The sequence below is a fragment of the Legionella impletisoli genome (assembly GCF_900639875.1).
Lineage (GTDB): Bacteria > Pseudomonadota > Gammaproteobacteria > Legionellales > Legionellaceae > Legionella_A > Legionella_A impletisoli.
This window is the reverse complement of record NZ_CAAAIA010000004.1, coordinates 25,892-50,048: the sequence shown is the minus strand read 5'-3', so window position 1 is coordinate 50,048 and position 24,157 is coordinate 25,892. Positions and strand designations below refer to the sequence as shown.

Here is a 24,157-nt window from a genome sequence, read left to right as displayed (position 1 = left end):
AAGTATTTTGAGCAACCTGCTTTTATATAAGATAATGATCAAAGTTGATGCCTATGCGCTTTTGCAAACAAAGCATCAACTTCGAGATAGATTTACCAACCCGTGATCTCAGCGATCGCGTCTCCCAATAGAGCTGGGGATTTTACAGTTTTAACACCCGCTGCTTCAAGCGCTGCAAACTTATCTTCAGCCGTGCCTTTACCTCCAGAGATAATTGCTCCGGCATGTCCCATCCTTTTTCCAGCGGGTGCTGTAACGCCCGCAATGTAAGAAACCACTGGTTTAGTGACATGCTCCTTGATGAACTCCGCTGCCTCTTCCTCAGCCGTGCCTCCAATTTCGCCGACTAAAATAATCGCTTCTGTTTGCTCGTCTTTTTCAAAGAGCTTTAACACATCAATAAAGTTGGTTCCAGGAATTGGATCCCCGCCAATTCCAACACATGTACTTTGACCAAACCCTTTATCGGTGGTTTGCTTTACTGCTTCATACGTCAAAGTACCAGAGCGAGAAACAATACCTACTTTACCAGGAAGGTGAATTGCACCTGGCATAATGCCAATCTTACACTCACCTGGGGTAATAATTCCTGGGCAGTTAGGACCGATTAAACGGCTATCCGTGTTATTTTCCAGATATGCTTTTACTTGTAACATGTCTAAGACCGGCACGCCTTCGGTGATGCATACAATCAGTTTAATCCCTGCATCGGCCGCTTCTAAAATAGAGTCTTTGCAAAAAGGAGCGGGTACGTAAATCACGCTAGCATCAGCCCCAGTCTCATCAATTGCGTCTTTAACGGTATTGAATACCGGTAAGCCAAGATGTTCTTGACCGCCTTTCCCGGGAGTCACGCCACCGACCATACGTGTGCCATATTCAATCGCTTGCTCAGAATGAAAGGTTCCTTGCTTACCCGTGAATCCCTGGCAAATGACTTTGGTGTCTTTGTTAATTAAAATACTCATTCATAACCTCGAGGTTTTGGTGTGTAGCCTCATATTTAAATCAAGACCACAACAATTAATCATGCCAACCTATACTTGTTCAACAATCTTTTTAGCCGCATCGGTTAAGCTGGTTGCGGCAATCACATTTAAATCGCTCTGATTTAAAATATCTGCCCCTTTATCAGCATTATTTCCTTCGAGACGAACAACCACTGGAACATGCACATCAACTTCTTTTACGGCGTCTAAAATCCCTTCAGCAATTAAATCACAACGAACAATACCGCCAAAAATATTCACCAGAATGCCTTTGACTTTCTCATCAGAAAGAATAATTTTAAATGCTTCGCGAACGCGTTCTTTCGTAGCTCCTCCACCCACATCAAGAAAGTTTGCGGGCTCACCACCATGAAGTTTAATCACATCCATCGTTGCCATGGCTAAACCTGCACCATTAACCATGCACCCTATCTTGCCATCTAGAGGGATATAATTTAATTCCCAGTCATGGGCACGGTTAACACGCTCATCTTCCTGAGTTGTATCGCGCATGGCTCTTAACTTAGGCTGACGATACAGTGCGTTGTCATCGATATTGACTTTGCCATCGAGACAAATCAAATGCCCTTGTTTATTCACTACTAAGGGATTAATTTCTAACAAACTTAAATCACACTCTACAAACATTTTTCCCAATGCAATCATTAAATTGGTGAATTGCTTAATTTGATCTCCTTCTAATCCTAAATTAAATGCCGTTTCGCGGCATTGATAAGGCATCACACCAACCATAGGATCAACTTGAACTTTAAAGATTTTTTCTGGCGTTTCTTCAGCAACTTTTTCAATTTCAACCCCACCTTCTGTAGATGCCATGATGACCACTCGGCGAGAAGCACGGTCAATCACTGCACCCAAATAAAGCTCGCGCTCAATATCACTGGTTTCTTCTACTAACACCGAATTAACAGGCTGGCCATGCTCGTCGGTTTGGTAGGTCACTAAACGGGTTCCTAGGATGGATTTAACGTATGAAGTTAATTCTTCTTTATTTGAGACAAGCTTCACACCGCCTGCTTTGCCACGGCCACCCGCATGGACTTGAGCTTTTACTACCCAGCGTGGAGTTGATAGTTTAGAAGCAACTTGTAAAGCATCTTCCACATTATGAGCCACTTCACCATTTGGAACCGGAAGTCCATAACTCTCAAATAATTGTTTGGCTTGATATTCATGTAAATTCATTCTGCGTTTTCCTAAATAGGTTAGACATTTAACAGCAACCGAGCAGGATCTTCTAGAAGTTCCTTCACGCTTACTAAAAACTGTACGGAGTCTTTGCCATCAATTAAGCGGTGATCATAAGAAAGCGCCACATACATCATGGGGCGAATAACGATCTCACCTTGTTCAACAATAGGACGTTGCTCAATTTTGTGCATGCCAAGAATGCCTGTCTGAGGTGGATTAATAATCGGTGTAGCCAGCAGAGAACCAAATACTCCACCATTCGTGATTGTAAATGTACCACCCTGCATCTCATCCATGGACAACTTGCCTTGGCGTGCGCGTGTTGCATAATCGGCTATTGTATTCTCAATTTCTGCCATGCTTAATTGATCAGCATTACGCACAACAGGTACAACCAAACCCCGCTCCGTTGAGACAGCAATTCCGATATCATAATAGCCGTGATAAACGATATCTTGACCATCAATAGAGGCGTTCACAGCGGGAAAGCGTTTCAACGATTCAACAACCGCCTTGGTAAAAAACGACATAAAACCAAGTTTTGCACCATATTTTTTCTCGAAATTATCTTTATATTGCGCACGAATATCCATGACCGCCTTTAGATTAATTTCGTTAAACGTAGTTAACATGGCGGCATTATGTTGCGCTTCGACTAATCGCTCTGCAATTTTCGCACGTAAACGCGACATAGGAACTCGCCGCTCTTCTCGCTCACCAGAAGGAATAGGAGCTTTATCTTTAGCTTCCTCTTTTACTTTCGCCTCTGATTTTTTCTGCGCCTTATCTCGATGCGATTCGATATAAGCCACCACATCTTCTTTGGTTATGCGACCATCTTTTCCAGTGCCCTTAATTTGACTAGGCTGCAAATCATGCTCAGCCAACATACGCCGCACCGCAGGACTCGCTGCTTTCTCTTCTTTCTCTTCGACTTTTTCTTGCTTATCGTTCGCTTTTTCCTCTTTGCTTGACTCGCCTTTTTCAGCACCTTCTTCTATCGAAGCCAAAACTTCACCTGCTGTGACTGTATCCCCTTCTTCAAAATGGATTTTTTTTAAAACACCATCAGCCGGAGCAGGAACTTCCAAAACAACCTTATCGGTTTCTAAGTCGACGAGGTTTTCATCTCGTGACACTTTGTCACCTACTTTTTTATGCCAGGTGGCAATAGTAGCGTCAGCAACTGACTCGGGTAAGGCAGGTACATTCACTTCGATAGACATAATTTTACCTTTTTTTTGTCAATGAGTTTGTAATGTCTCTGATATTAGGAACAATCCCTACCAGAGCTCCAATTATCAATGGTGTAAGGCGTTTATTTTTCCATTAAGGCTTCTTTCACCAACTTCTCTTGTTGCTCAGCATGAAGTTTTGGACTTCCTACCGCCGGCGCTGCAGCAAATCCTCTACCAGCGTAATAAAGAGAATGATCTTCTTGTAAACAATCCTTAATATTATGTTGAGAAGCAAACCAAACGCCTTGATTTTGGGGTTCTTCTTGACACCAAATAATTTTTTTAGCATTCGGATATTTTGCCAGCTCTCGTTTTAAATCCTGTTTTGGAAATGGATAAAGTTGTTCAATGCGAATAATCGCCACGTGATCTAATGATTCTTCGCGTCGCTTTTGCAATAAGTCATAATAGACTTTACCGCAACAAAGAACGACCCTAGAAACCTTTTCTTCGTTCAACTCATCCACCTCAGGGATCACATTATAAAATTTTCCATGTGATAAATCTTTTACCGAAGAAACAGCTAGTTTATGCCGCAACAAACTTTTTGGCGTCATAACAATTAAAGGCTTTCTATATTTACGCAAAATCTGGCGTCGGAGCAAATGAAAGATTTGAGCCGGTGTCGTTGGAACACAAACCTGCATATTTTGCTGCGCACACAATTGCATAAAGCGCTCTAATCGTGCAGAGGAATGTTCGGGTCCTTGACCTTCGTAACCATGAGGCAAGAACATGACAAGCCCCGATAATCTGCCCCATTTTTGTTCACCAGAACTTATGAATTGATCAATGACAACTTGGGCGCCGTTAGCAAAGTCACCAAACTGAGCTTCCCAAATGACTAAGGTGTTTGGCTCTGATGCAGAAAACCCATATTCAAAGGCCAAAACTGCCTCTTCAGAAAGAACAGAATCAATAACAACAAATGGTTTAAGTGGATTATCAACCACGGTTTCTAATGGGGTGTAAGTATTGCCTGTTTTGGCATCATGTAAAACCGCATGACGATGGGCAAACGTCCCTCGCGATGAATCCTGCCCAGAAAGACGAACGGAATATCCTTCATGGACTAGAGAAGCATACGCTAGCGTTTCAGCAAAGCCCCAATTAATTGGCGTCTCGCCCGCTGCCATTTTTCTTCGCTCTTCCAGCAATCGCTTAACAACGGAGTGGGGTGTAAAACTATCCGGTACTGAATTCACTTGCTCAGATAGTTCTTTGAGGGTTTTTTCATCCACGGTTGTATCGGCCTTATCCGTCCATTTGGCATGGAGGAAAGGGGTCCAGTCTACAGCGCGCTTACCAGAATAACTTCCTTTTACCGTCTCAACGACTGCTTCGCCCTTATCAAGCTTGTCGCGATAGGCTTCGGCTAATGTTTCGACTTTTTCCTTGCTGATTAACCCTTCCTCAATTAACTTATCAGCGTATATCTCTTTTACAGTCGGCATGGATTTAATTTTTTGATACATCTCAGGCTGAGTCACAGAGGGCTCATCGGCTTCATTATGCCCATGTCGGCGATAACACACCAAATCCACTACTACATCACGCTTAAATTTCATTCGAAATTCAAAAGCAATCCGCGTTGCAAAAATAACTGCATCTGGATCATTGCCATTGACGTGAATAATGGGCGCTTGGACCATTTTCGCAACATCAGTACAATATAAGGTAGAACGAGCATCCAGAGGATTACTGGTTGTAAATCCAATTTGGTTATTCACCACGACATGCACGGTCCCGCCAGTGCAATACCCTCTAGATTGAGAGAAGTTGAAGGTTTCCATTACAACACCTTGCCCTGCAAATGCTGCGTCACCATGGATAACTAAGGGTAAAACGGTATCTTTTTTCTCTAAATCATTCCGTCTTCTTAATCTTGAACGAACAGATCCTTCCACAACCGGACCAATAATTTCAAGGTGAGAAGGGTTGAACGCTAGCGCAACATGAACAATATTGCCCGACTCCGTACGCAGATCTGAGGAATATCCTAAATGGTATTTGACGTCCCCGGTTCGCTCTGAATTGACTTTGCCCTCAAACTCTTGGAACAACGCATCAGGCTCTTTTCCAAGCACATTCACTAACACATTTAATCGACCACGATGAGCCATACCAATGACAATTTCTTTGACTTCATGCTCCCCGCCAGTACGAATAATTTCTTGTACTAACGGAACAAGTGCATCCCCACCTTCTACAGAGAAGCGTTTTTGCCCAACATATCGTGAACCAAGATATTTTTCTAGGCCTTCAGTTGCAATTAGTTCATTAAGAATTTTAAGCTTATGTTCTTTTGATAATTTCAGTTGACCATGCACACGTTCTAGTTTTTGTTGAATCCAGAGGCGCTCTTCTGTATTGGCAATATGCATGTATTCAATGCCGATGCTTCCACAATAAGTTTTCTTTAACAATTCGTAAATTTCGGAAAGAGGCATCGGTTTTTGACTAAATGTATGACCAGGATAAAACTCTTTATTCCAATCAACATCGGTTAAGTTATGATACGATAACTTCAAACTATCAACTGGCGTTCGCTCAGACATATCAAGGGGATCTAAGTTCGCGACGAGATGACCGTAAGTACGATAAGCATTAATTAAATGGGCAACTTCCGCTTGTTTTACATCAGCTGAAGTCACCTGAATGCATTTTTTATTCGCCGTTTCTTGAAAATAATCACGAATTTTTCGATGAGAAATGTCTTTTTCCTCACCGTTGACGTTTGGCAACTCGCGAAAGAATTTTTGCCAATCTTCAGGTACAGACATCGGATCACTGAGATAATCTTCGTATAAAGAGTCAATATAAGCCATGCTTCCACCAGAGAGGTAGGAAGTGGCTAATTCTTTTTGCAGATTACTGCTGCTCATTACATCATTCTCCAAAGATATGTCGAGTAACTAGCGAAATATAAATCATATTCCAATCATTCAAGCCAAACTTACCAGACAATAAACTCATACATCACGACCCAATAACCAGCTTAAGCTACCTTAATCAGCTATATCATTTCCTTTGCTAAAGTCTGAAAAAAGCCAATACTAACTTGCACATTCTAATAAGCTAAATTGAGCGTTTTAGTTGCAAGTGTAGTTTGCTTCTTGTAAATTCGCCAAATGCCTTTGATTTTTATAAGTTATACGTCTTGTTTAAACTCAAAAAACCAGTCTAAGCTCATGTTATCTTGAGCCTGCTGGTATTTAACGATTCGCCGTCAATGGCTTTGGTTAGGGTATACAAACCGTGCTTGTGCTGGGTCTTAGATCATTCGTCTAAACACTACGTGTTTCATTCAGTAGATGAAACTCTAAGCCCAGAACAGTTTAATATTAAACTTTATGTTTCAACTTTCAACATTTGTTGACGAATTTCCCCAATTGCTTTTGAGGGATCGAGTCCCTTCGGGCAAACATTAGTGCAGTTCATAATCGTACGACAACGAAACACACTAAAAGGATCCTGCAAATTTTTTAACCGCTTAAAAGTAGCCGTATCACGATTATCGGCCAAAAATCGTTGTGCTTGCAACAACCCAGCCGGTCCAACAAATTTCTCTGGATTCCACCAGTACGATGGACAAGAGCTTGTGCAACAAGCGCATAAGATGCACTCATATAACCCATCCAGCTTGGATCGCTCTTCGGGTGATTGCAACCGCTCTCTTGGCGGAGCCTCAGAATCGTTTTGTAAATACGGCTCAATGCGCTCATATTGCTCATAAAATTGCGTCATATCCACCACCAGATCTCTTATCACTGGAAACCCTGGAAGTGGGAGGATAATAATTTTATCTGTGTTGAGTTTTGATAAATGAGTCACACAAGCCAACCCATTCGTACCGTTAATATTCATGCCATCCGAACCACAGACGCCTTCCCGACAAGAACGTCGAAAAGAAAGGGTTGGGTCTTGTTCATTTTTAAGTCGTTCTAGCAGCGTTAATAACATCGGATCGCTTTTGGCAGGTACCGATATTTCATAATCCTTCATATAAGGCTTATCATCTTGAGAAGGATTATAGCGATAAATCGACAAGGTCAGATTTTTAGTTTCAGCCATAGCATTATCCTCATTAATAAACGCGTTCTTTCGGCTCAAAGGGCTCGACAAACTGGGGTTTAGTATTCACGGGGCGATAATCAATTTCATCGTCCTCGGCCAGATACAAGGTATGCTTAATCCAGTTTGCATCATCACGCTTTGGATAATCTTCGCGACTATGGGCGCCACGACTTTCCGTTCGAGCGAGCGCAGACTTCGCCGTAGCGTAGGCAGTAGCCATTAAATTATCTAACTCGAGTGCGGTTACACGCTCTGTATTAAAGACTTCACTTTTATCTTCTAGTTTGGCATCTTTTAAGCGATCACGTAATTTTTGTAATCGTTCAAGACCTTTTTCCATCACATCACCGGTTCGAAATACGCCAAAATCTTCTTGCATTACTCGCTGCATCTCATCGCGAATAACCGCAGGACTCTCGCCTTCAGTAGAGCTTTCCCACCGTTGATAGCGCTCCATTGCCACAGCAATGTTATCCTCTGTAACATAGGGCATGTCGGGAAGTTGGTTGGATTGCCATTGCAATTCAACATGAAGCCCAGCAGCACGACCAAAAACAACCAGATCTAATAATGAATTACCACCCAGTCGATTGGCACCATGTACCGAAACAGAGGCGCATTCCCCAACGGCATATAATCCTTCAACAACCTGCTCTTTTCCTTTATGTTTTGTTAACACTTGTCCATGAATGTTTGTTGGGATTCCGCCCATACTGTAGTGGCACGTAGGGACAACGGGAATCGGTTCTTCAATAGGGTCAACCCCTGCAAATTGCAACGATAATTCACGAATACCTGGCAGACGTGATTTAATTAAATCCGCTCCTAGATGATCCAGTTTTAATTTAACATGATCCACACCGTCCGGATCAAATCCTTTCCCGGCTCTTAACTCCCGAGCCATCGCTCGTGCAACAACATCTCGCGACGCCAAATCCTTAGCATGTGGAGCATAGCGCTCCATAAAACGTTCGCCATCTTTATTGATAAGATAGCCTCCTTCTCCACGGCATCCTTCAGTAACCAAAGTTCCAGCACCAGCAATGCCCGTAGGATGAAATTGCCACATTTCCATATCTTGCAAGGGCAAACCAGCACGAAGAGCCATACCAAATCCATCCCCGGTGTTTATATAGGCGTTGGTGGTAGACTGAAAAATACGACCCGCACCCCCTGTTGCTAAGATACAAACACGGCTTTGAAAATAGACCACATCGCCAGTTTCAATGCATAACGCCGTAACGCCTGCAATACGGCCATGATTATCCTTCACGAAGTCTAGGGCTAACCACTCGCTAAAAATGTGTGTTTTAGCCTTTAAATTTTGTTGATACAACGTATGCAAAAGGGCGTGGCCTGTTCTATCGGCTGCAGCACACGTTCTGGTCGCTTGATCACCGCCAAAATTTTTTGACTGCCCCCCAAAAGGACGCTGATAAATTTTACCGTTATCCATACGGGAAAAAGGTAAGCCCATATGCTCCAATTCGTACACCGCTTCAGGACCTGTTTTGCAAAGATATTCAATGCAATCTTGATCGCCAATATAATCAGCGCCCTTTACGGTATCATACATATGCCATTGCCAATCATCTTCATCGGCATTGCCTAACGCAGCAGTAATACCGCCTTGCGCGGAAACCGTATGAGAACGCGTAGGAAAAACTTTAGACAATAAAGCAACTTTCATTCCTGAATTGGCGAGCTGTAACGCTGCGCGCATACCGGCTCCGCCTGCCCCAACAATTACCGCATCAAATTTATTACGCATGAAAGCCATTACTATTGTCCCCAAACAATCATTAACGCCCAGATAAATTGGCCGACTAAGAAAAGAGCAACGAGAAGCTGCACCGATAATCGAATGACCGTGCACTTAATATAATCTGTAGTCACCGTCCAAATCCCAATCCAGGAATGCAAAATAAAGGTGAAAAAAGCTAGTACCGTTGCCACTTTAAAGGATGGTATCTGAAAGAGCGCATGCCATTCAGCATAACGTAACTCAGGATGCATTAAAAAAAAGGAAAAAATAAATAGTGCATATACCGCGAGATAGACGGCAGTTACCCGTTGTATTAACCAATCTTTTAAGCCATTGCCCGTTAAGCTCGTGATGTTCGTTACCATATCCAGATCCCTAAAATAATCATCGCAAAAATCGCCAAGAGAATCACCAAAAGCGCTGTTCTTCGCCCAGTAGGAAGCCCTTCTGCAAATCCTAAGTCCATAATCATATGGCGAATTCCCGCCAATAGATGATACGCTAGAGCAGCAGCAAATACCCAAAGTAAAAATTTATTAAATGGCGCCGCTATAAGGTGCTTCATATGCTCAAATGACGTTCTAGAATGCAGAGAAAGACTTAATAAATATAAAAGAGCAGGAGAAAGCAGGAATAATACAATCCCAGACAGGCGATGCAAAATAGATGCGATGGCCATGGGAGGATACTTTAAACTCATCAAATCTAGGTTAACAGGTCGTTTCTGCTTCACAGTTTATTTCTTCCTCTTGGAAATTATTAATAGGAATAGTTCAAATCATTGATTGCAAAATCGGTTGCATTCTTTCAAAAACGAGGCAAGTATACCACTGTGTTATGGTCACGCAAAGTTTCGATAATAAATGCTAAAGATTCCTGGATTATCTCTGGATTTTGCTAGCAAAAATTACTGAGTAAACAAGTTATAACTCTAGGATAAAAATTTTTTATGCCACGATTAAAGTTCGCATTTTGGGTTCGATGGAGTTGCGCTTTTATTTACGACATTGTCATTGTTCTAACCCTTTTTTTATTTTATACCTTCGTTTGCTTATTATTTCGCCATGGTCAAGCAATTGCGCCAGGAACATTATGGTATCAAGGGTCGTTGTTAAGTGTTTTCTATGCCTATTATTTTTTTTCTTATCGTTACGGTGGGCAAACGATAGGCCTTAAACTGTGGAAGATGAAGTTAATCTCAACACGAGGAAGATTAACTCCTGGAGAGGTTTTACTGCGATTACTCATGTTTCTTCCATCCATCGTATTGAGCATTTGCTTTTTAAAGCGAATAAATGAATTGACCGACCAATTTTCTGGAACTCGGTTGATTCGTGTAAAATAACTAGCGCTTAGGCTGATTAGGAGTCGCATGGGAGTGACGGAAATAATCTCTAGGTGCTTCTGAAGGATAACCGTACCCTTTATCCGCCAAGCGTTTAACTGTTTGCAGATATTGCTCACCCCAAAGACCCGGATCAAAATTAGTCACCACCACATTAAATGGAAGGTTGATAATGGATTCAAAGGCTTTGCGTTGACAAAGCTGATGTCCGTCAAAGGCCACTTGGACTTCCATTTCTTGGTCAATGCCTTCGTTCTTTAAGCGCTCAATGAGAAGATAAATCATTTTTTCAATGGTGTAATACATTTTACACATCGACATTCCTGCACTGAACATATCTTCTGCTTTAGAAGCACTGAGCTTATAGCCTGCATCATGAATAGGGTATACAAATTCCAACTCACTACTATCATCCGTTTTTTCAGGTAGGATAACCTTTGAAGGAGAAATAATGGATAGCGTGGGTTTTACAACAATAATATGAAAATCCGCCCAATTACGCCATAAATGATAGACGCGTTCAAGGAGGGTATCGGGCGCAAGATCGTTTTGTTGAACAATCTCCCTAAGCTGCTCCTCCGTAAGCTCTGCAACGTTTGAGGTATCTTTATCCTCTGTATTGGCCATGGTGCTTTAACCCACTGTATACGATACTATAATCATAGCGGAAAACTTAAGATCTACCCAAATCTTTCAATCACATCATTGCAATGACGAGTCTTAGCTAGCAAACAGCCTCATAATACAATGGGGCATTGACTTTGCAACGAAAACAACGTGTCTGACAACCCGTTTGTGTTTGACAAGGCCGAATAACACCTTTACTAACCCAAAGGGTAAGCATAGGCAATAAAGCCTGTTCATCCATATGGAAAAATCGCGTTAGCTGCTGAGTACTCACCATGCCGTGCTTGATGATGTAATCACGGATTTGTATAAGCATAGACGCCTCCTTTGAGCTTGGACGTATAATAGATTGCCGTTACAAACAGATAAACCGTCATCGTGATGGCGCCGAGCCAAAGTAGTGTTTGTTGTGGGTGCTCTACAAATCGCGCGCACTGATAAAATAATACAGCCATAGCATAAGCTACGATTAAAGACCAGGCAATAGAAAACCACATTAACGTGCGATTGGCTTCTTGTCGAATGGCTGCCATGGTTGATACGCAAGGGATGTACAATAAAATAAATAACAAATAAGCGTATGCGCCCGCTTTACCATCAAAACGAGAATACATCGCCCCGAAAGCGGTCTGTGATAGTTCCCCGTCGGGAACATTCGCTGCAAAAGGATTCATCAATGCCTGACCAAGACTCGCAAAATTTTGCGGGATAGACCAGAGTGCTTCTTGCAACATCCCAAAAAAATCAAATCCCACAGTGGCTGCATGATGAGCGAGCGGCTCTGCTTGAGCATAGAGTGTGTTTAAGGAGCCAACAACCACTTCTTTGGCAAGCATCCCCGTTAAAAGACCTACCGTTGCAGGCCAATTTTCCTGACTTAGTCCCATGGGGTAAAATAATGGAGTTAGCCACTGTCCTAATTGAGATAAAAGTGATTCACCACTTACCTCTCCTGTGCTCATCCCTCCGTTTAGAGTCAATGAATTTAATATTCCCAAAAAAATACACACTGGAATAATTAATTTTCCAGCGCGAAAAATAAAATGCCGTAAGCGCCGATAAGTTTCCTTAGCAAGTCTTCGCCAAGAAGGCCGATGATAGGCAGGCAACTCAATAATTAATGAGGAAGGCTGACCACGCAACATCGTTTTTCTGAGTAAAAACCCCGTCAAAACAGCCATTAAAATCCCGATAAGATATAAAGAAAAAACGACATTTTGTCCTCCGGTTGGGAAAAACGCCGCAACAAACACGGCATAAATGGCCAGTCTTGCGCTACAAGACATAAAAGGGCTCATCAATACGGTTAATAAGCGATCGCGCTCGGAATCCAAAGTTCGGGCCGCCATAATGGCAGGTACATTACACCCAAATCCAACAATCATAGGCACAAAAGACTTTCCAGGAAGCCCAAGAATACGCATTAACTTATCCACAACAAAGGCCGCACGTGCCATATAACCCGATAACTCTAAAAAAGAGAGTATGAAAAACATAGCTGCGATGACCGGGATAAACGTTAATGTGGTATTAATCCCCTTTCCTATTCCATAAGCACACAAAGCAATCAGCCAGTTTGGGGTATGCAGTTGATTTAATACGCTCGCCAAGCCCTGAACAAAAATCGCATCGGTTGTAATATCAATAAATGACTGAAATGCCCCACCAATATTAATTGCAAATAAGAACATCAAATACATGATGCCTAAAAAAATAGGCAGCGCCCAAATTCGGTGCAGAAAAAGGCGATCAATCTTTGCGGTCAAATGCTCACTAGCATCGGACGACTTGCTCTGTACCATTTGCACCAACTCATGGACAGCGCGATAGCGTGCATCCGCCATTAAGATATCGCTATCAGGCAGCACATTCATCCGCTCCCCTTCTTGGGCGAGTAAAATCGTATCGCCCTCAAGCACTCGCAAGGCTATGTAGGAAACTAAAGCTGGGCGATGAAAATCAGGCAGCAAAAGCTCTTCAAGAACTCGTAAAGTGTCCCGTGCACTCTGTGGTATGGCAAGTTTCAGAGAAGTTGGCTTGAACGCTTTAGACGGAAGATGACTTTTTAAGTGTTCAATTCCTTTTGATTTATGAGCCTCTAAAGCTATAACAGGACAATTTAAGCGTTCTGATAATAATGCGGTATCAATAGAAATCCCGCGTTGCTTTGCAATATCACACATATTAAGCGCGATAATCATAGGCTTGCCGAGCTCAAGAAGTTGGCTTGTTAAATATAAATGCCGCTCCAAATGGCAGGCATCGATCACATTCATGATTAAATCCGCGTCTTCATCGACAATGGATCTTGCTGTAATTCGCTCATCTTGACTTGAACTAGCCGATAAGGCCAAAGAATAAACGCCCGGTAAATCGGTAATTTGAATAGCTTCGCCGCGCTCAATAAAGGTGCCGGTTTTTTTTTCTACGGTCACGCCAGGCCAATTACCAATGCGTTGGTTTTCTCCAGTTAATGCATTAAAGAGCGTTGTTTTGCCACAGTTTGGGTTCCCAACCAACATGACATGGGTCATAGGCGCTCCCATGACAAATAGCGCGCTTCGTCCTTTCTTAAGGTTAATGAGGTACCGCGAATTTCAACTTGCATAGGGCAGCCCAAAGGCGCTACACGTATTACTTTTATTTCTGCACCACGGGTTAATCCTAATGACAATAACCTGCGTCTATAGACAGGATCGGTATTCCCAAAATCGATGAGCCGCGCCCTGTCACCTTTTGCTAGATCACTGATAGTAAGCACCATGTTAAACCCACAACATAAACGATAAAGATTCGTTCTCAAATGATATCGAGAATCATTCTCAATTACAAGAGCAAAAAAGCTGAAATTCCCACGTTTGAAGCCTTAAGACAGGGAATGAGCAGCAAGCAATTTAAGTTAATTCTCTATTTAAATAATCAAATGATTGCATTTCAAACAAGCGGCTCACGGTTCGTTGAAATTCCGCATGCAATGGGCCCTGTTGGTATAGCTCATCGGGAGGCGCTTCGGCGGAAATGATAACTCGAATGCCGTTATCATACATTACGTCAATAAAATGCATTAAGAGAATGACTTTGACCATATCTTGACTGGATAACGTGGGAATACCACTCACAAAAATCGTGTTAAAACGATCGGCTATTTCAAGATAATCTAATTGTGAACGAGGAAGATTGCAAATGACATTAAATTCAAACCAAACGGCTTCATCGCTTATCTTTTTACAACGTATTTCACGAGTTTGGACAGTAATTGTAGAATGTTCTTCCGCTTTAGGTGCAATCTCATGAAACTGGTCATTCATTTTTTTTTCTGTTACCTCATTCAACGGGCATAAGTACGCGTCTATACTCGAAACCCTACCCAGACGATAATCGCGTTTATCCCCCAACGCCATAACATCACAATGTTGTTTAATTAAATCGATGGCCGGCAGAAAACGGGCTCGCTGTAATCCCTTTAGATACAATTGATCAGGTGGGGTATTGGACGTTGCAACGAGAATAACCTGATGAGAAAATAAGGCTTTCAGTAATTGCGCCAAGATCATGGCATCGGCAATGTCATAGACTAAAAACTCATCTAAACAAAGCACGCGACTTTTTTTAGCTAAATCGGAGGCAATCTTTTTGAGTGGATCTTTCAAGCCCTGCAAAGAGCGCAGTTGCGCATCGACTTGTTGCATAAAGTGGTGAAAATGGAAACGAGTCTTTTGCTTCAATGGGAGGGCATTATAGAACAAATCCATGACAAATGTTTTGCCAGCGCCCACAGGCCCATAGAGATATAATCCTTTAATTGGTTTTGAGCGTTTAAACCACCGGCTTGATCGCAGAACTTCATTGGCTATTTGCTGCAACTTAGCAAGAATTAGCCTTTGTATTGGATCATGTTCAATAAGACCCTCAGCAATGGCTGCTTCATAGTCGGCCAGTAAGTTCATAGAGTTGGAACCTGTCGGCGAATTTCATCGATTAAACGAGCTTTTAGTTCAACGAGTCGACCATGGAAAAAATGTCCTGTTTTAGGAAATTCTAATACAGGCAGGGACAACTCTTCGGCGAATTTTAATACAAAATCCTTGGGCACGACCTCATCTTCATCACCTTGAAGGATTATCCAAGGAGAAGGTGAATGTTGAAATGCTTCGTAGTCATAATGATGTACTGGGGGAGCTACGGTTATTAATAATTCATGTTCGTGCTGTGCTGCGACTCGATAGACCACATAAGAACCAAATGAAAACCCGGCAAAAATAAATTTTGCTTCAGGCATGGCCTTTTGCCAATAATCCGTGATAGCCAGCATATCTTCGCTTTCACCAATGCCTGCATCATACTCACCATCGGTTTGCCCAACCCCACGAAAATTAAAGCGAATGCTTGGAATGCATAACTCCTTAAACGCACGCGACATGGTCGTTACCACTTTATTATTCATCGACCCACCCTGCAAAGAGTGCGGATGTCCTAAAATAGCAACAAAATCGAAGCGAACGTCATTAGGAACCGATAGAATACCTTCAATTTCGCCTGCAGTGCCTGCTCTTAAAAAAGAATGTTCGCCAGCTTCGTTTAACAAGGCTTTAATATTCATTTTAATGGTTCAACTTCTTATGCGGAAATGGGTACAATAATAACACAATGGTAACAAGAGAAGACAAAAAAATAGAGCCTCTAGAAAACACGAGGATTTTCTTTACTTCCTTATACTAATTTTTCAATCCATAGAAAAAGAAAGAGGAAGCCATCTCCGTACATGACAAAAACACGGTCATGTACGGAGGAAAACCATAAAGAAATGTGGCAAATTTAATTTAATTCAGATTGAAATAAAATGAGCGGAATTATTTTCTTGCATGAATTGTTAATATTGGAAAATTAATTATACTCTTTTATCAATAGATTGACTTGCCATTGAGTATTTTTAAGCGTCTACTTTGGAGAGATTGATGACTAACCAAGAAAATAATAATCATAATCATGGATCCAATAAATTTACATTATTTTACACGCAGTCAACAGGGACCACGAATAGACTGCAGATCATGGATATTGAAAGACCTTCTTTTACAAATCTGAGAAGGTTAGTTGAAGAAATCGACACACCCAAAGCCCAAACTAGGTGCTTATTCAACCTGTGCTGGAAATAAACGTCCCTCTCATGAATTATTAAATGAAACCTATCTTGATCCTTAATAATTACCGCATAGATTTTGTGGCATTGCTTGTTATATAGTTCGCGTATCAATATTATCATTTGATAGAGTGACTATAGGACACGAGCTTTTCACAACCTATTTCGCATGAGAATAGTAAGATGGCAGATATTATTAATCTAAATAAAAAAAGAAAAGCTAAAAATCGTTCGGAGAGAGAAAAGAAGGCTTCTGAAAATCGCATTAAATTTGGAAGAACAAAAAAAGAACGACAGATAGCACAACAAGAAAGTGAACGTAATGAAAATCATCTAGATGGTCTTAAATTAGAAAAAAATGAAGAATAGATAGATATCGTCCCTGAAGTAGCTACCAAACTCTGCAAAAGTTTCACCGCAAGGTAGCTGATAGGATGTTCCTTACAGAAACTAGTATGTAAAAAAAACTAGTATGTAAAAAAAACCTCAGAGAAAAATGCCTTTTATGATTTTTTAACAAATTCTGATTTTAGCTTCATAGCCCCAATACCATCAATTTTACATTCGATATCATGATCCCCTTCAACTAGCCTAATATTCTTTACCTTTGTGCCAACTTTAACGACAGAGGAACTGCCCTTTACTTTCAAGTCCCTAATCACGATAACCGTATCACCATCACTCAATATATTGCCATTTGCATCTTTTACTATTTTTTGTTCAAATTTTTCTTGTATGGCTTCAGGATCCCATTCATATGCACATTCAGGACAGACTAATAAGCTTTCATCTTGATAGGTAAATAAAGAATTACACTTTGGACAATTAGGTAAAGTAGGCACAATTTCATCACTTATAATGTTATCAGCCGATACTGTAACAAAAAACATGGGAAAGTTTTATTAAAATTTCTAAGCCACCCCGCATGCTGGTATAAAGAAATATCGCTTTTCTTGCTTTTTTATCTCTGTGATTTATGATTACACTCGCGCTGACTCCGAATAGAGCAGCGACTTAATATTCTATAATCTACTAGGAGGACTTGATCCATGCGACAGGTACCCAATTTTCGTCCCACTCCAGTTTTTGGAGGGAAGGACGCATGAAAATCCAAGATTTTAAACGTAAAAAAGAACAGCAAGAAAAAATCAGTGTTCTGACCTGTTACGATTATCCTTCCGCCTGCATTATTGCCGAATCAAAGATTGACTGTGTGCTTGTAGGCGACTCTGTGGCTATGGTTGTTCATGGCCATGAAACTACCATTAACGCCACTATGGAGATGATGGTATTACACACGGCTGCCGTCGCTCGTGGTCTTAAAACACAATTTCTAATTGCTGATATCCCTTTTCTAGCTCATAGAGCCTCCCGCGAGCAAACAATAGAAAACGTCAAACAATTACTCCAAGCCGGCGCACATGCCGTTAAAATAGAAGCGGCTGATCCAGAAGTTTGTGAAACCATTCGCTATTTAGCCACAGCAGGAGTTCCTGTGATGGGGCATATTGGATTAACTCCCCAATCCATCCATCAATTAGGCGGCTATCGAGTACAAGGAAAGCAGGAAGAGAAAGCGCTTTGCTTAATTAAAGAGGCAAAGGCACTCGAAGACGCAGGGTGCTTTGCAATCGTATTGGAATGTGTCCCTCAAACACTCGCTGCACACATTACTGCTGAATTAACCATTCCGACCATTGGCATTGGTGCGGGTGTAATTACGGATGGTCAAGTCTTAGTCTGGCATGATTTACTCGGATTACAAACCGAGTTTAAGCCACGATTTATTAAACATTATCTTTCAGGCAAAGAAATGCTCTTAAACGCCATTAATGCCTACGCAGAAGAAGTTTCAAGGCAGGTCTTTCCAACTGATGAGCATGCATTCTAAGGATTACAATTATGAAACTATTTTACAATTTGGCTGAATGGCAGTCTTTTCGCCGAGCTATATTGCCAGAGCATCAAATCGGTTTTGTGCCAACGATGGGAAATTTGCATGCAGGTCATGCTTCGTTATATCAGAAATCGACCTCAGAAAATGATATCACGGTGGCAAGCCTCTTTATCAATCCCACGCAATTTAATCAACCCGATGATTTCAAGCTTTATCCAAGAACCTTAGAGGCTGATCTCGCTTTACTTAAAGACTTGAATGTTGATTATTGTATTTTGCCTAACGAAGAGACGATGTACTCAGATGGCTATCGATATCAGATTCATGAAAATAAAGAAAGTTTAGCCATGGAAGGCGCTCACCGCCCAGGACATTTCACCGGCGTATTAACCGTTGTCATGAAATTATTAAACCTGGTAAAACCTCATCGCGCTTATTTTGGTGAAAAGGATTATCAACAATATCAGCTTATCAAGGATATGGTCGCGGCTTTTTTCATGGAGATTGAAATCCTATCTTGCCCGACTGTCCGTGAGACGAGTGGCTTAGCCTGTAGTTCTCGAAATAATCGTTTACAACCAAGTCACCGCGAGCTAGCGGATCAATTCGCCCATATTTTTCATCAACCACTTCCCAAACAAGCGCTCATTGATCGATTAAATAAGCTTGGTATTGAGGTAGAGTATTTAGAAGAAAATGACAATCGACGGTTTGTGGCCGTCAAAATTGGAAGCGTGCGACTCATTGATAACTATTCTCTATAAAAAAATGATTCTTAGGAAGTTTTTTTCTGGCATGTGATGGGATCTTAAGGCTCCATCACTAAGTTAGATTGGGACTCTTTCTCAGAATGTTGAAAATTATCCGTGTAAAAAAAACGCAAATAATCCCGCGAGGAAATTTTAGGTGGATTCATCAACTGGGTAACCAGCAATTGAATTTCTTCAGGTAGATATCGGCAGATCGCCCCCATTTGCTCAAGGGCTTTGTTTGCATCAAAGCGGCTCACTTTTTCATCCAAAAAACCATAACGACTTCCCACAAATCGTATTCCCCTTGACTGAGCCATCTCATTGACCTGAACCAGCGATTTTTTCTTATCATCCGTCATGATTATGTTCTTAGGAGAGGCATTCACTCGATCCCAAAAAGCATTTAAACATTGGCCTTTGTTTTTTCCGCTACAAAAGATTATACCATCGGCATAAAACGCTTCCGCTGCACTTGAGCTGGTATCAATTTGAAAAGAAAAAGATGCATGTGGAATCGATTTGCTGTATGAAAAATCAATTTGGCAGTCTTTTAATTGCCGCACTGTGGGCTCGTGTAAACATTTTCCCCGAGCAGTTATAGCAATAACTGGAAGACCAATATCTTGGAATGCCTGGATCAATTTGATCGTGCTTTGCTCCACCACGGTTGTTTTTACAATTTTTTGGATTTCATTATAAATGGCAAAGACCATCGTGGCGGCTAAATTTGGATCGGAAATTTGACTTAACGTATGCCGCAAAAGATACTCAAACCATTGATCGCTACCTAGTTCAATTTGCGACTGCATGACCGTATTATCGAGATCAAATAAAACATACGAATTATAATGAACGTGCTTAAGTATATCCTTTATAACGTGGCTCTCAAAAATAGTATTTTGTTCTGCTGCATCCATGTGGTGGCCTCCTATTCCTAAACAAAACTCTACCATTAGAACGTTTAATTTTCTAGGATGCCTTCTAGACCCATAATGCAAAATCATACTTTGACTGAATAATGTATATATAAATAACCATTTCAAATATTTTATAGACAAAAAGGTATGATCTTACCCTGTCTAGATTCAGAACTCATAAGGTGCTATCTAAGCTTGCGGGTCTTGTTGGCTTAATGCTGCAATCGCTGCGGCAATTACAGCCGCCTTATGATGAGGCAAAGATTTATTGGAGTATTCTCTCCACTCAGGATGCTCGTCAATCATTGCTGTATTGAGCTCTTTATTTCGCAAAGATTTGGACTGCAAGAGCTCTAGATAATAAGGAATCGTTGTTTTAACGCCAAATAAGCGCATTTCTAAAAGTGCTCTTTTAGCGCGTCGTAAGGTCATTTCCCAGTCTAAGCCCCATACTGTTAATTTCGCTATTAACGAATCAAAATCCGGTGGAATGGTGTAACCTGTGTATATTGCGCTATCGGTTCTGACTCCTGGGCCTCCAGGAGGATAATAGCGAGTGATTCTTCCAAAACTTGGCAGAAAATCATTTTGTGGATCCTCAGCATTGATACGAAACTCAATCGCGAATCCACATCTTGTAATCTCATCTTGAGTAAAAGACAAGGTTTGTCCTGCAGCTATCCGAATTTGTTCTTGCACAATATCTATCCCTGTAATCTGCTCCGTGATGGGATGCTCAACCTGCAAACGAGTGTTCATTTCTAAGAAATAAATGTTGTGGTCTTTATCTAGAATAAATTCCATTGTTCCAGCATTTGTATATCCTACCGACTGCGCACCTTTAACCGCATAGCCATACAATTTTTCCCGCGTAGCCTCATCCAAATCTGGAGCGGGAGCAATTTCAATGAGTTTTTGATGTCGCCTTTGAATCGAGCAATCACGTTCAAATAAATGGACCACATGGCCATGATGGTCTGCAAGCACTTGAACCTCGATATGACGCGGATTTTCAATCCATTTTTCCATATACACCTGGGTATTACCAAATGCTTTCTTGGCCTCGGACTGTACGCGCTCAAATTGTTGAAGAACTTCTTTATCATCTCGACAGATACGAATGCCTCGACCACCCCCTCCTAAGGTCGCTTTTAACATGACGGGATAACCCAATTCCTTTGCTTGCTTAACTGCCTGCTTTGCTTCAGTAAGGTTTCCTAAACTGCCAGGAATAAGAGGAAGACCAGCTTTTTCCATCGCTTGGCGAGCTGCTACCTTAGACCCCATTTCCGCAATAACTCTCGATTTAGGACCAATAAAAACAAGTCCTGCCTGCTCACATGCTCTAGCAAATTCGGCCTGCTCAGATAAAAAACCATAGCCAGGATGAATCGCATCGCACCCCGCGGTTTTCGCAAAGGCAATGATTTTCTCTCCATCCAAATAAGCATCCAATGGTTTCTGACTCAAACAATGTGCATGAGTCGCTCGTTTTACATGCAATGCATAACGATCCACTTCGCTATAAATTGCAACCGTTGCGATGTTTAGCTCTTGGCAGGCTCGAATAATTCTTAGAGCAATTTCTCCACGATTACAAATTAATATTTTCTTGAACATCCTTGCTCCTTACGAAGTCATCTTTTTCTCTGTCTCTTTTGCTAGTGTGATTTGTTTTTCTAGCTCTCCTAAATCTTTTTGCAGAATAAGAATAGCCTGATCATCTCGTGGTGATCTCTTTAAACATTCTGTTAAACGACGTGCAAGAGATTGCTTTTGTTCTTCAAGTGAATGGATTTTATGTTCTAATTGTTGCAACCATTGCTGTCTCGTTGCTAACGTTTGAATCGTTAAGGACGCTGTGTAGGATTGAGGTATTTTTTTTTCATGAAGCTGGCATAAGCAAACCAACACGTTAATTTTACGAGCGATTCGACTAGCCAAAAATTGAACGCTATTCGCGTTAGTATTTTCATTTAATACCAATAAATCCGATCTGATTTCTTGGATATACGACTCAGGATTATCATCATAAGCGCACTTAAATAAACCTTCGGGCAATACCTGCTCCTTAATTCTTAACCCTAGCTTTGTCATGCGCCATAAAAGCTCGGGTAATCTTGTCTTTAGTTGCTCGGTAAGGTTGTCATAAGCATTCATAACATAATCCAATTAAAGGGTAAGCTTGGATTGTAAGCTTCTGCCACATGCCCATGTAAGCGATCTGTAATTTGATACGCTTGTGCTTGGTGTAAATGGCCACTATAAACCCGAATATCTATTTCAGGATAAGTTTCCAAAAGTTGTTTTAATGCATTGGATAAGGCAAAGGAATAATACACGGTCCGATTTTCCTCTAAAGCCCTGACTGGATTGCGCCCTTGCATGGCTTCAATTGGAGGTACGTGAGTGAAAATAACCAGGGTTTTAATGGTTTTAGTGATTCCTGCTGCACATTTTTGCAATAAAATGCTCGCATCCTGCTCACCTAGTTGATTCACTTTCGTTTTCAACTGTTCTAAATTTAATCGTAACAAATCATAGATGGCGTCACTATCCCAGGTATTCTCTCTTAGGGGAATGTTTCCTGTATTACCCCAACAACCAATTCCTGTAATAAAATATTCCTTGAATACAAATCCTGCTTCAGATGTTAAATAATGCGCATTAGGATAGGCATAACTTAGATTTCGGGCTTTTTGACGCGCTTCATCTACTTTTAATCCATAGTAATCGTGATTGCCTAGGACAAAATAAATGGGTTTCGTAAATTTACAGAATAAATCTTCTAAAAAAATCCAATTCAAAGGGGGGTCCCCAATATCGCCCGTAATCCAGATCCCATCTGCTTCACTGGCTTGGATTCGGTTGAATAAATCGGTGTAATGTTCTTCATCTAACCGATTCACATGTAAATCGGTTAGCCACAAAGTACGCAAAGGGAACTCATTATCATAATGGATTAGGAATAAATAAAATTTTAGTCTAAATTAAATTGAAAAGGTAGGAAATCATGTCGTACTGCAAGGATCCCATGCTTCGGAGAGCGCACCATGAGCAGGACAAAACAATACTTTGAGTTGTTGCTTGAACGTTGTGATATTCGTCTTAATGGAACCAGGCCTTGGGACATTCGAGTTCATAACGATGCAGTATTTTCTCGTGTTATAAAAGAAGGAACATTAGGTCTAGGTGAGGCGTATATGGAAGGTTGGTGGGATTGCGATCAACTGGATGTGTTATTTGATCGTTTTTTAAAAAGCCAATTAGATACTCAAATCAAGCCTCCCCTTCACATTATGATGACCAACTTAATGGCTCGTATGGTTAATTTGCAAAACAAACGCCGAGCCATTCAAGGAGTTCAACATTACAACATCGGCAATAATCTTTTTAAAGCGATGTTGGATGAGCGCATGATTTATAGCTGCGCCTATTTTAAAAATACAAACAATCTCGACGAAGCCCAAACCGCTAAATTAAAATTAAGCTGTGAAAAACTACATCTTGAACCAGGCATGCGTTTATTAGATGTAGGCTGCGGTTGGGGAGGGCTAGCCAAATATGCCGCCGAGAATTATGGGGTCTCAGTAGTCGGCATTACTCTTTCTAAAGAACAATATGAATTAGCCAAAAAAAACTGCAAAGGATTAGATGTCGAAATACGATTACAAGATTATCGCGATCTTCATGAGCCCTTTGACCGAGTGGTTTCAATTGGGATGTTCGAGCATGTTGGACATATTAATTACAATGCTTACATGCGAACCATCCATAAATGCTTGAAAGAGCAAGGTTTATTTTTATTACATACGATAGGTGTGGATAAAACATCTTATATCGCTGATCCATGGATACGAAAATATATTTTTCCAAACGGGATGTTACCCTCTATGGCGCAAATCTCACAAACATCAGAGCCCTATTTTACCCTAGAAGATTTGCATAATTTTGGGCCTTATTATGATAAAACCCTTTTAGCATGGCGAGATAATTTTGTCCAAAACTGGGATAAGCTTAGCAAGCATTATGACGAGCGATTTTATCGTATGTGGCTCTACTATCTTCTATCTTGCGCAGGAGGATTTAGAGCACGAGGCATGCAATTATGGCAAATTGTGCTCTCCAAAGGGGGATACCCGATGCCCTATCATGCTCCAAGATAAATAGCCCCAGGTAAAGTCAGATGAAGTTTACT

24 protein-coding genes are annotated in these 24,157 nt (G+C 41.2%); 5 read left to right on the top strand and 19 right to left on the bottom strand.

All coding sequences use genetic code 11. The annotated features are described in order from the left end of the window. Positions 1-92: 92 nt before the first annotated feature. The 8 genes from sucD to sdhC all read right to left on the bottom strand — a co-directional run bounded on the left by sucD (position 93) and on the right by sdhC (position 10,014). Positions 93-968, bottom strand: coding sequence for a succinate--CoA ligase subunit alpha (gene sucD, locus E1O41_RS05500; protein ID WP_131776323.1), 876 nt, complete (start codon positions 966-968; stop codon positions 93-95). A 69-nt stretch (positions 969-1,037) separates the two neighbouring features. Then, entirely contained in the window at positions 1,038-2,195 is a 1,158-nt protein-coding gene (gene sucC / locus E1O41_RS05495; protein ID WP_131776322.1) for an ADP-forming succinate--CoA ligase subunit beta, read from the bottom strand. Between the two features lie 20 nt (positions 2,196-2,215). Continuing rightward, a complete protein-coding gene (odhB, locus tag E1O41_RS05490; protein ID WP_131776321.1) occupies positions 2,216-3,427 on the bottom strand; it encodes a 2-oxoglutarate dehydrogenase complex dihydrolipoyllysine-residue succinyltransferase in 1,212 nt (403 codons plus the stop codon). A 92-nt stretch (positions 3,428-3,519) separates the two neighbouring features. Next, on the bottom strand, positions 3,520-6,324 hold the full coding sequence (locus tag E1O41_RS05485; protein WP_131776320.1) for a 2-oxoglutarate dehydrogenase E1 component: 2,805 nt from the start codon (positions 6,322-6,324) through the stop codon (positions 3,520-3,522). A 466-nt stretch (positions 6,325-6,790) separates the two neighbouring features. After that, positions 6,791-7,513 carry a succinate dehydrogenase iron-sulfur subunit gene (locus E1O41_RS05480; protein WP_131776319.1) on the bottom strand — a complete coding sequence of 241 codons (723 nt, stop codon included), beginning with the start codon at positions 7,511-7,513 and terminating at the stop codon, positions 6,791-6,793. Between the two features lie 13 nt (positions 7,514-7,526). After that, positions 7,527-9,296, bottom strand: coding sequence for a succinate dehydrogenase flavoprotein subunit (sdhA, locus tag E1O41_RS05475; RefSeq protein WP_131776318.1), 1,770 nt, complete (start codon positions 9,294-9,296; stop codon positions 7,527-7,529). Positions 9,297-9,298: 2 nt separating this feature from the next. After that, on the bottom strand, positions 9,299-9,646 hold the full coding sequence (gene sdhD / locus E1O41_RS05470; RefSeq protein ID WP_131776317.1) for a succinate dehydrogenase, hydrophobic membrane anchor protein: 348 nt from the start codon (positions 9,644-9,646) through the stop codon (positions 9,299-9,301). Further along, positions 9,640-10,014, bottom strand: a complete 375-nt coding sequence (gene sdhC / locus E1O41_RS05465; protein WP_131776316.1) for a succinate dehydrogenase, cytochrome b556 subunit — start codon at positions 10,012-10,014, stop codon at positions 9,640-9,642. Before sdhC ends, sdhD begins: the two co-directional genes overlap by 7 nt. Before the next feature lie 216 nt (positions 10,015-10,230). Here sdhC and E1O41_RS05460 point away from each other — a divergent pair, with 216 nt between their 5' ends. Continuing rightward, positions 10,231-10,626 carry an RDD family protein gene (locus E1O41_RS05460; protein WP_131776315.1) on the top strand — a complete coding sequence of 132 codons (396 nt, stop codon included), beginning with the start codon at positions 10,231-10,233 and terminating at the stop codon, positions 10,624-10,626. Here E1O41_RS05460 and E1O41_RS05455 read toward each other — a convergent pair whose 3' ends face one another. The 6 genes from E1O41_RS05455 to E1O41_RS05430 all read right to left on the bottom strand — a co-directional run bounded on the left by E1O41_RS05455 (position 10,627) and on the right by E1O41_RS05430 (position 15,853). Beyond that, positions 10,627-11,253: a virulence factor gene (locus E1O41_RS05455; protein ID WP_131776314.1), complete on the bottom strand. Its 627-nt coding sequence runs from the start codon at positions 11,251-11,253 to the stop codon at positions 10,627-10,629. A 97-nt stretch (positions 11,254-11,350) separates the two neighbouring features. Beyond that, positions 11,351-11,569 (bottom strand): FeoC-like transcriptional regulator, encoded by a 219-nt coding sequence (locus tag E1O41_RS05450; RefSeq protein WP_131776313.1) that lies wholly within the window; start codon positions 11,567-11,569, stop codon positions 11,351-11,353. Next, positions 11,550-13,787: a Fe(2+) transporter permease subunit FeoB gene (gene feoB / locus E1O41_RS05445; RefSeq protein WP_131776312.1), complete on the bottom strand. Its 2,238-nt coding sequence runs from the start codon at positions 13,785-13,787 to the stop codon at positions 11,550-11,552. The genes E1O41_RS05450 and feoB overlap by 20 nt, the downstream gene beginning before the upstream one ends. After that, positions 13,784-14,017, bottom strand: coding sequence for a FeoA family protein (locus E1O41_RS05440; RefSeq protein ID WP_131776311.1), 234 nt, complete (start codon positions 14,015-14,017; stop codon positions 13,784-13,786). Before E1O41_RS05440 ends, feoB begins: the two co-directional genes overlap by 4 nt. A gap of 130 nt (positions 14,018-14,147) precedes the next feature. Beyond that, complete coding sequence (gene zapE, locus E1O41_RS05435) at positions 14,148-15,200, bottom strand: cell division protein ZapE (RefSeq protein WP_131776310.1); 1,053 nt, start codon at positions 15,198-15,200, stop codon at positions 14,148-14,150. Beyond that, a complete protein-coding gene (locus E1O41_RS05430) occupies positions 15,197-15,853 on the bottom strand; it encodes an alpha/beta hydrolase (RefSeq protein ID WP_131776309.1) in 657 nt (218 codons plus the stop codon). Before E1O41_RS05430 ends, zapE begins: the two co-directional genes overlap by 4 nt. A gap of 723 nt (positions 15,854-16,576) precedes the next feature. Between E1O41_RS05430 and E1O41_RS05425 the strand changes: the two genes are divergently transcribed. After that, on the top strand, positions 16,577-16,762 hold the full coding sequence (locus E1O41_RS05425; protein ID WP_131776308.1) for a DUF4169 family protein: 186 nt from the start codon (positions 16,577-16,579) through the stop codon (positions 16,760-16,762). Positions 16,763-16,896: 134 nt separating this feature from the next. Here E1O41_RS05425 and E1O41_RS05420 read toward each other — a convergent pair whose 3' ends face one another. Then, on the bottom strand, positions 16,897-17,283 hold the full coding sequence (locus E1O41_RS05420) for a zinc ribbon domain-containing protein YjdM (protein WP_444543255.1): 387 nt from the start codon (positions 17,281-17,283) through the stop codon (positions 16,897-16,899). 212 nt (positions 17,284-17,495) lie between these two features. Here E1O41_RS05420 and panB point away from each other — a divergent pair, with 212 nt between their 5' ends. Both panB and panC read left to right on the top strand, forming a co-directional pair. Continuing rightward, positions 17,496-18,284: a 3-methyl-2-oxobutanoate hydroxymethyltransferase gene (gene panB, locus E1O41_RS05415; protein WP_131776307.1), complete on the top strand. Its 789-nt coding sequence runs from the start codon at positions 17,496-17,498 to the stop codon at positions 18,282-18,284. A gap of 11 nt (positions 18,285-18,295) precedes the next feature. Next, positions 18,296-19,054, top strand: a complete 759-nt coding sequence (gene panC, locus E1O41_RS05410; protein WP_131776306.1) for a pantoate--beta-alanine ligase — start codon at positions 18,296-18,298, stop codon at positions 19,052-19,054. A 44-nt stretch (positions 19,055-19,098) separates the two neighbouring features. Here panC and E1O41_RS05405 read toward each other — a convergent pair whose 3' ends face one another. The 4 genes from E1O41_RS05405 to E1O41_RS05390 form a co-directional block, all read right to left on the bottom strand. Next, complete coding sequence (locus E1O41_RS05405; RefSeq protein ID WP_165481118.1) at positions 19,099-19,959, bottom strand: DUF2608 domain-containing protein; 861 nt, start codon at positions 19,957-19,959, stop codon at positions 19,099-19,101. 189 nt (positions 19,960-20,148) lie between these two features. Further along, the gene (locus E1O41_RS05400; protein WP_131776304.1) at positions 20,149-21,579 is read right to left on the bottom strand and encodes an acetyl-CoA carboxylase biotin carboxylase subunit; all 1,431 of its coding nucleotides are present in this window, start codon (positions 21,577-21,579) and stop codon (positions 20,149-20,151) included. 9 nt (positions 21,580-21,588) lie between these two features. Further along, on the bottom strand, positions 21,589-22,119 hold the full coding sequence (locus tag E1O41_RS05395) for a hypothetical protein (RefSeq protein ID WP_131776303.1): 531 nt from the start codon (positions 22,117-22,119) through the stop codon (positions 21,589-21,591). After that, complete coding sequence (locus E1O41_RS05390; protein ID WP_165481117.1) at positions 22,116-22,898, bottom strand: metallophosphoesterase family protein; 783 nt, start codon at positions 22,896-22,898, stop codon at positions 22,116-22,118. The genes E1O41_RS05395 and E1O41_RS05390 overlap by 4 nt, the downstream gene beginning before the upstream one ends. A 114-nt stretch (positions 22,899-23,012) precedes the next feature. Between E1O41_RS05390 and cfa the strand changes: the two genes are divergently transcribed. Beyond that, complete coding sequence (cfa, locus tag E1O41_RS05385) at positions 23,013-24,125, top strand: cyclopropane fatty acyl phospholipid synthase (protein ID WP_131776301.1); 1,113 nt, start codon at positions 23,013-23,015, stop codon at positions 24,123-24,125. Positions 24,126-24,157: the final 32 nt, after the last annotated feature.

Excerpts from the sequence above, each read along its gene's own strand:
- E1O41_RS05480 (WP_131776319.1), bottom strand. The coding sequence starts at position 7,513 with ATGGCTGAAACTAAAAATCTGACCTTGTCGATTTATCGCTATAATCCT.
- sdhD (WP_131776317.1), bottom strand. The coding sequence starts at position 9,646 with ATGGTAACGAACATCACGAGCTTAACGGGCAATGGCTTAAAAGATTGG.
- E1O41_RS05400 (WP_131776304.1), bottom strand. The coding sequence starts at position 21,579 with ATGTTCAAGAAAATATTAATTTGTAATCGTGGAGAAATTGCTCTAAGA.
- E1O41_RS05440 (WP_131776311.1), bottom strand. The coding sequence starts at position 14,017 with ATGGTGCTTACTATCAGTGATCTAGCAAAAGGTGACAGGGCGCGGCTC.
- panC (WP_131776306.1), top strand. The coding sequence starts at position 18,296 with ATGAAACTATTTTACAATTTGGCTGAATGGCAGTCTTTTCGCCGAGCT.
- odhB (WP_131776321.1), bottom strand. The coding sequence starts at position 3,427 with ATGTCTATCGAAGTGAATGTACCTGCCTTACCCGAGTCAGTTGCTGAC.
- sucD (WP_131776323.1), bottom strand. The coding sequence starts at position 968 with ATGAGTATTTTAATTAACAAAGACACCAAAGTCATTTGCCAGGGATTC.
- sdhA (WP_131776318.1), bottom strand. The coding sequence starts at position 9,296 with ATGGCTTTCATGCGTAATAAATTTGATGCGGTAATTGTTGGGGCAGGC.
- E1O41_RS05395 (WP_131776303.1), bottom strand. The coding sequence starts at position 22,119 with ATGAATGCTTATGACAACCTTACCGAGCAACTAAAGACAAGATTACCC.
- E1O41_RS05455 (WP_131776314.1), bottom strand. The coding sequence starts at position 11,253 with ATGGCCAATACAGAGGATAAAGATACCTCAAACGTTGCAGAGCTTACG.
- feoB (WP_131776312.1), bottom strand. The coding sequence starts at position 13,787 with ATGACCCATGTCATGTTGGTTGGGAACCCAAACTGTGGCAAAACAACG.
- sucC (WP_131776322.1), bottom strand. The coding sequence starts at position 2,195 with ATGAATTTACATGAATATCAAGCCAAACAATTATTTGAGAGTTATGGA.
- E1O41_RS05430 (WP_131776309.1), bottom strand. The coding sequence starts at position 15,853 with ATGAATATTAAAGCCTTGTTAAACGAAGCTGGCGAACATTCTTTTTTA.
- panB (WP_131776307.1), top strand. The coding sequence starts at position 17,496 with ATGAAAATCCAAGATTTTAAACGTAAAAAAGAACAGCAAGAAAAAATC.
- cfa (WP_131776301.1), top strand. The coding sequence starts at position 23,013 with ATGAGCAGGACAAAACAATACTTTGAGTTGTTGCTTGAACGTTGTGAT.
- E1O41_RS05425 (WP_131776308.1), top strand. The coding sequence starts at position 16,577 with ATGGCAGATATTATTAATCTAAATAAAAAAAGAAAAGCTAAAAATCGT.
- E1O41_RS05405 (WP_165481118.1), bottom strand. The coding sequence starts at position 19,959 with ATGGATGCAGCAGAACAAAATACTATTTTTGAGAGCCACGTTATAAAG.
- zapE (WP_131776310.1), bottom strand. The coding sequence starts at position 15,200 with ATGAACTTACTGGCCGACTATGAAGCAGCCATTGCTGAGGGTCTTATT.
- E1O41_RS05450 (WP_131776313.1), bottom strand. The coding sequence starts at position 11,569 with ATGCTTATACAAATCCGTGATTACATCATCAAGCACGGCATGGTGAGT.
- E1O41_RS05485 (WP_131776320.1), bottom strand. The coding sequence starts at position 6,324 with ATGAGCAGCAGTAATCTGCAAAAAGAATTAGCCACTTCCTACCTCTCT.
- E1O41_RS05460 (WP_131776315.1), top strand. The coding sequence starts at position 10,231 with ATGCCACGATTAAAGTTCGCATTTTGGGTTCGATGGAGTTGCGCTTTT.
- E1O41_RS05420 (WP_444543255.1), bottom strand. The coding sequence starts at position 17,283 with ATGTTTTTTGTTACAGTATCGGCTGATAACATTATAAGTGATGAAATT.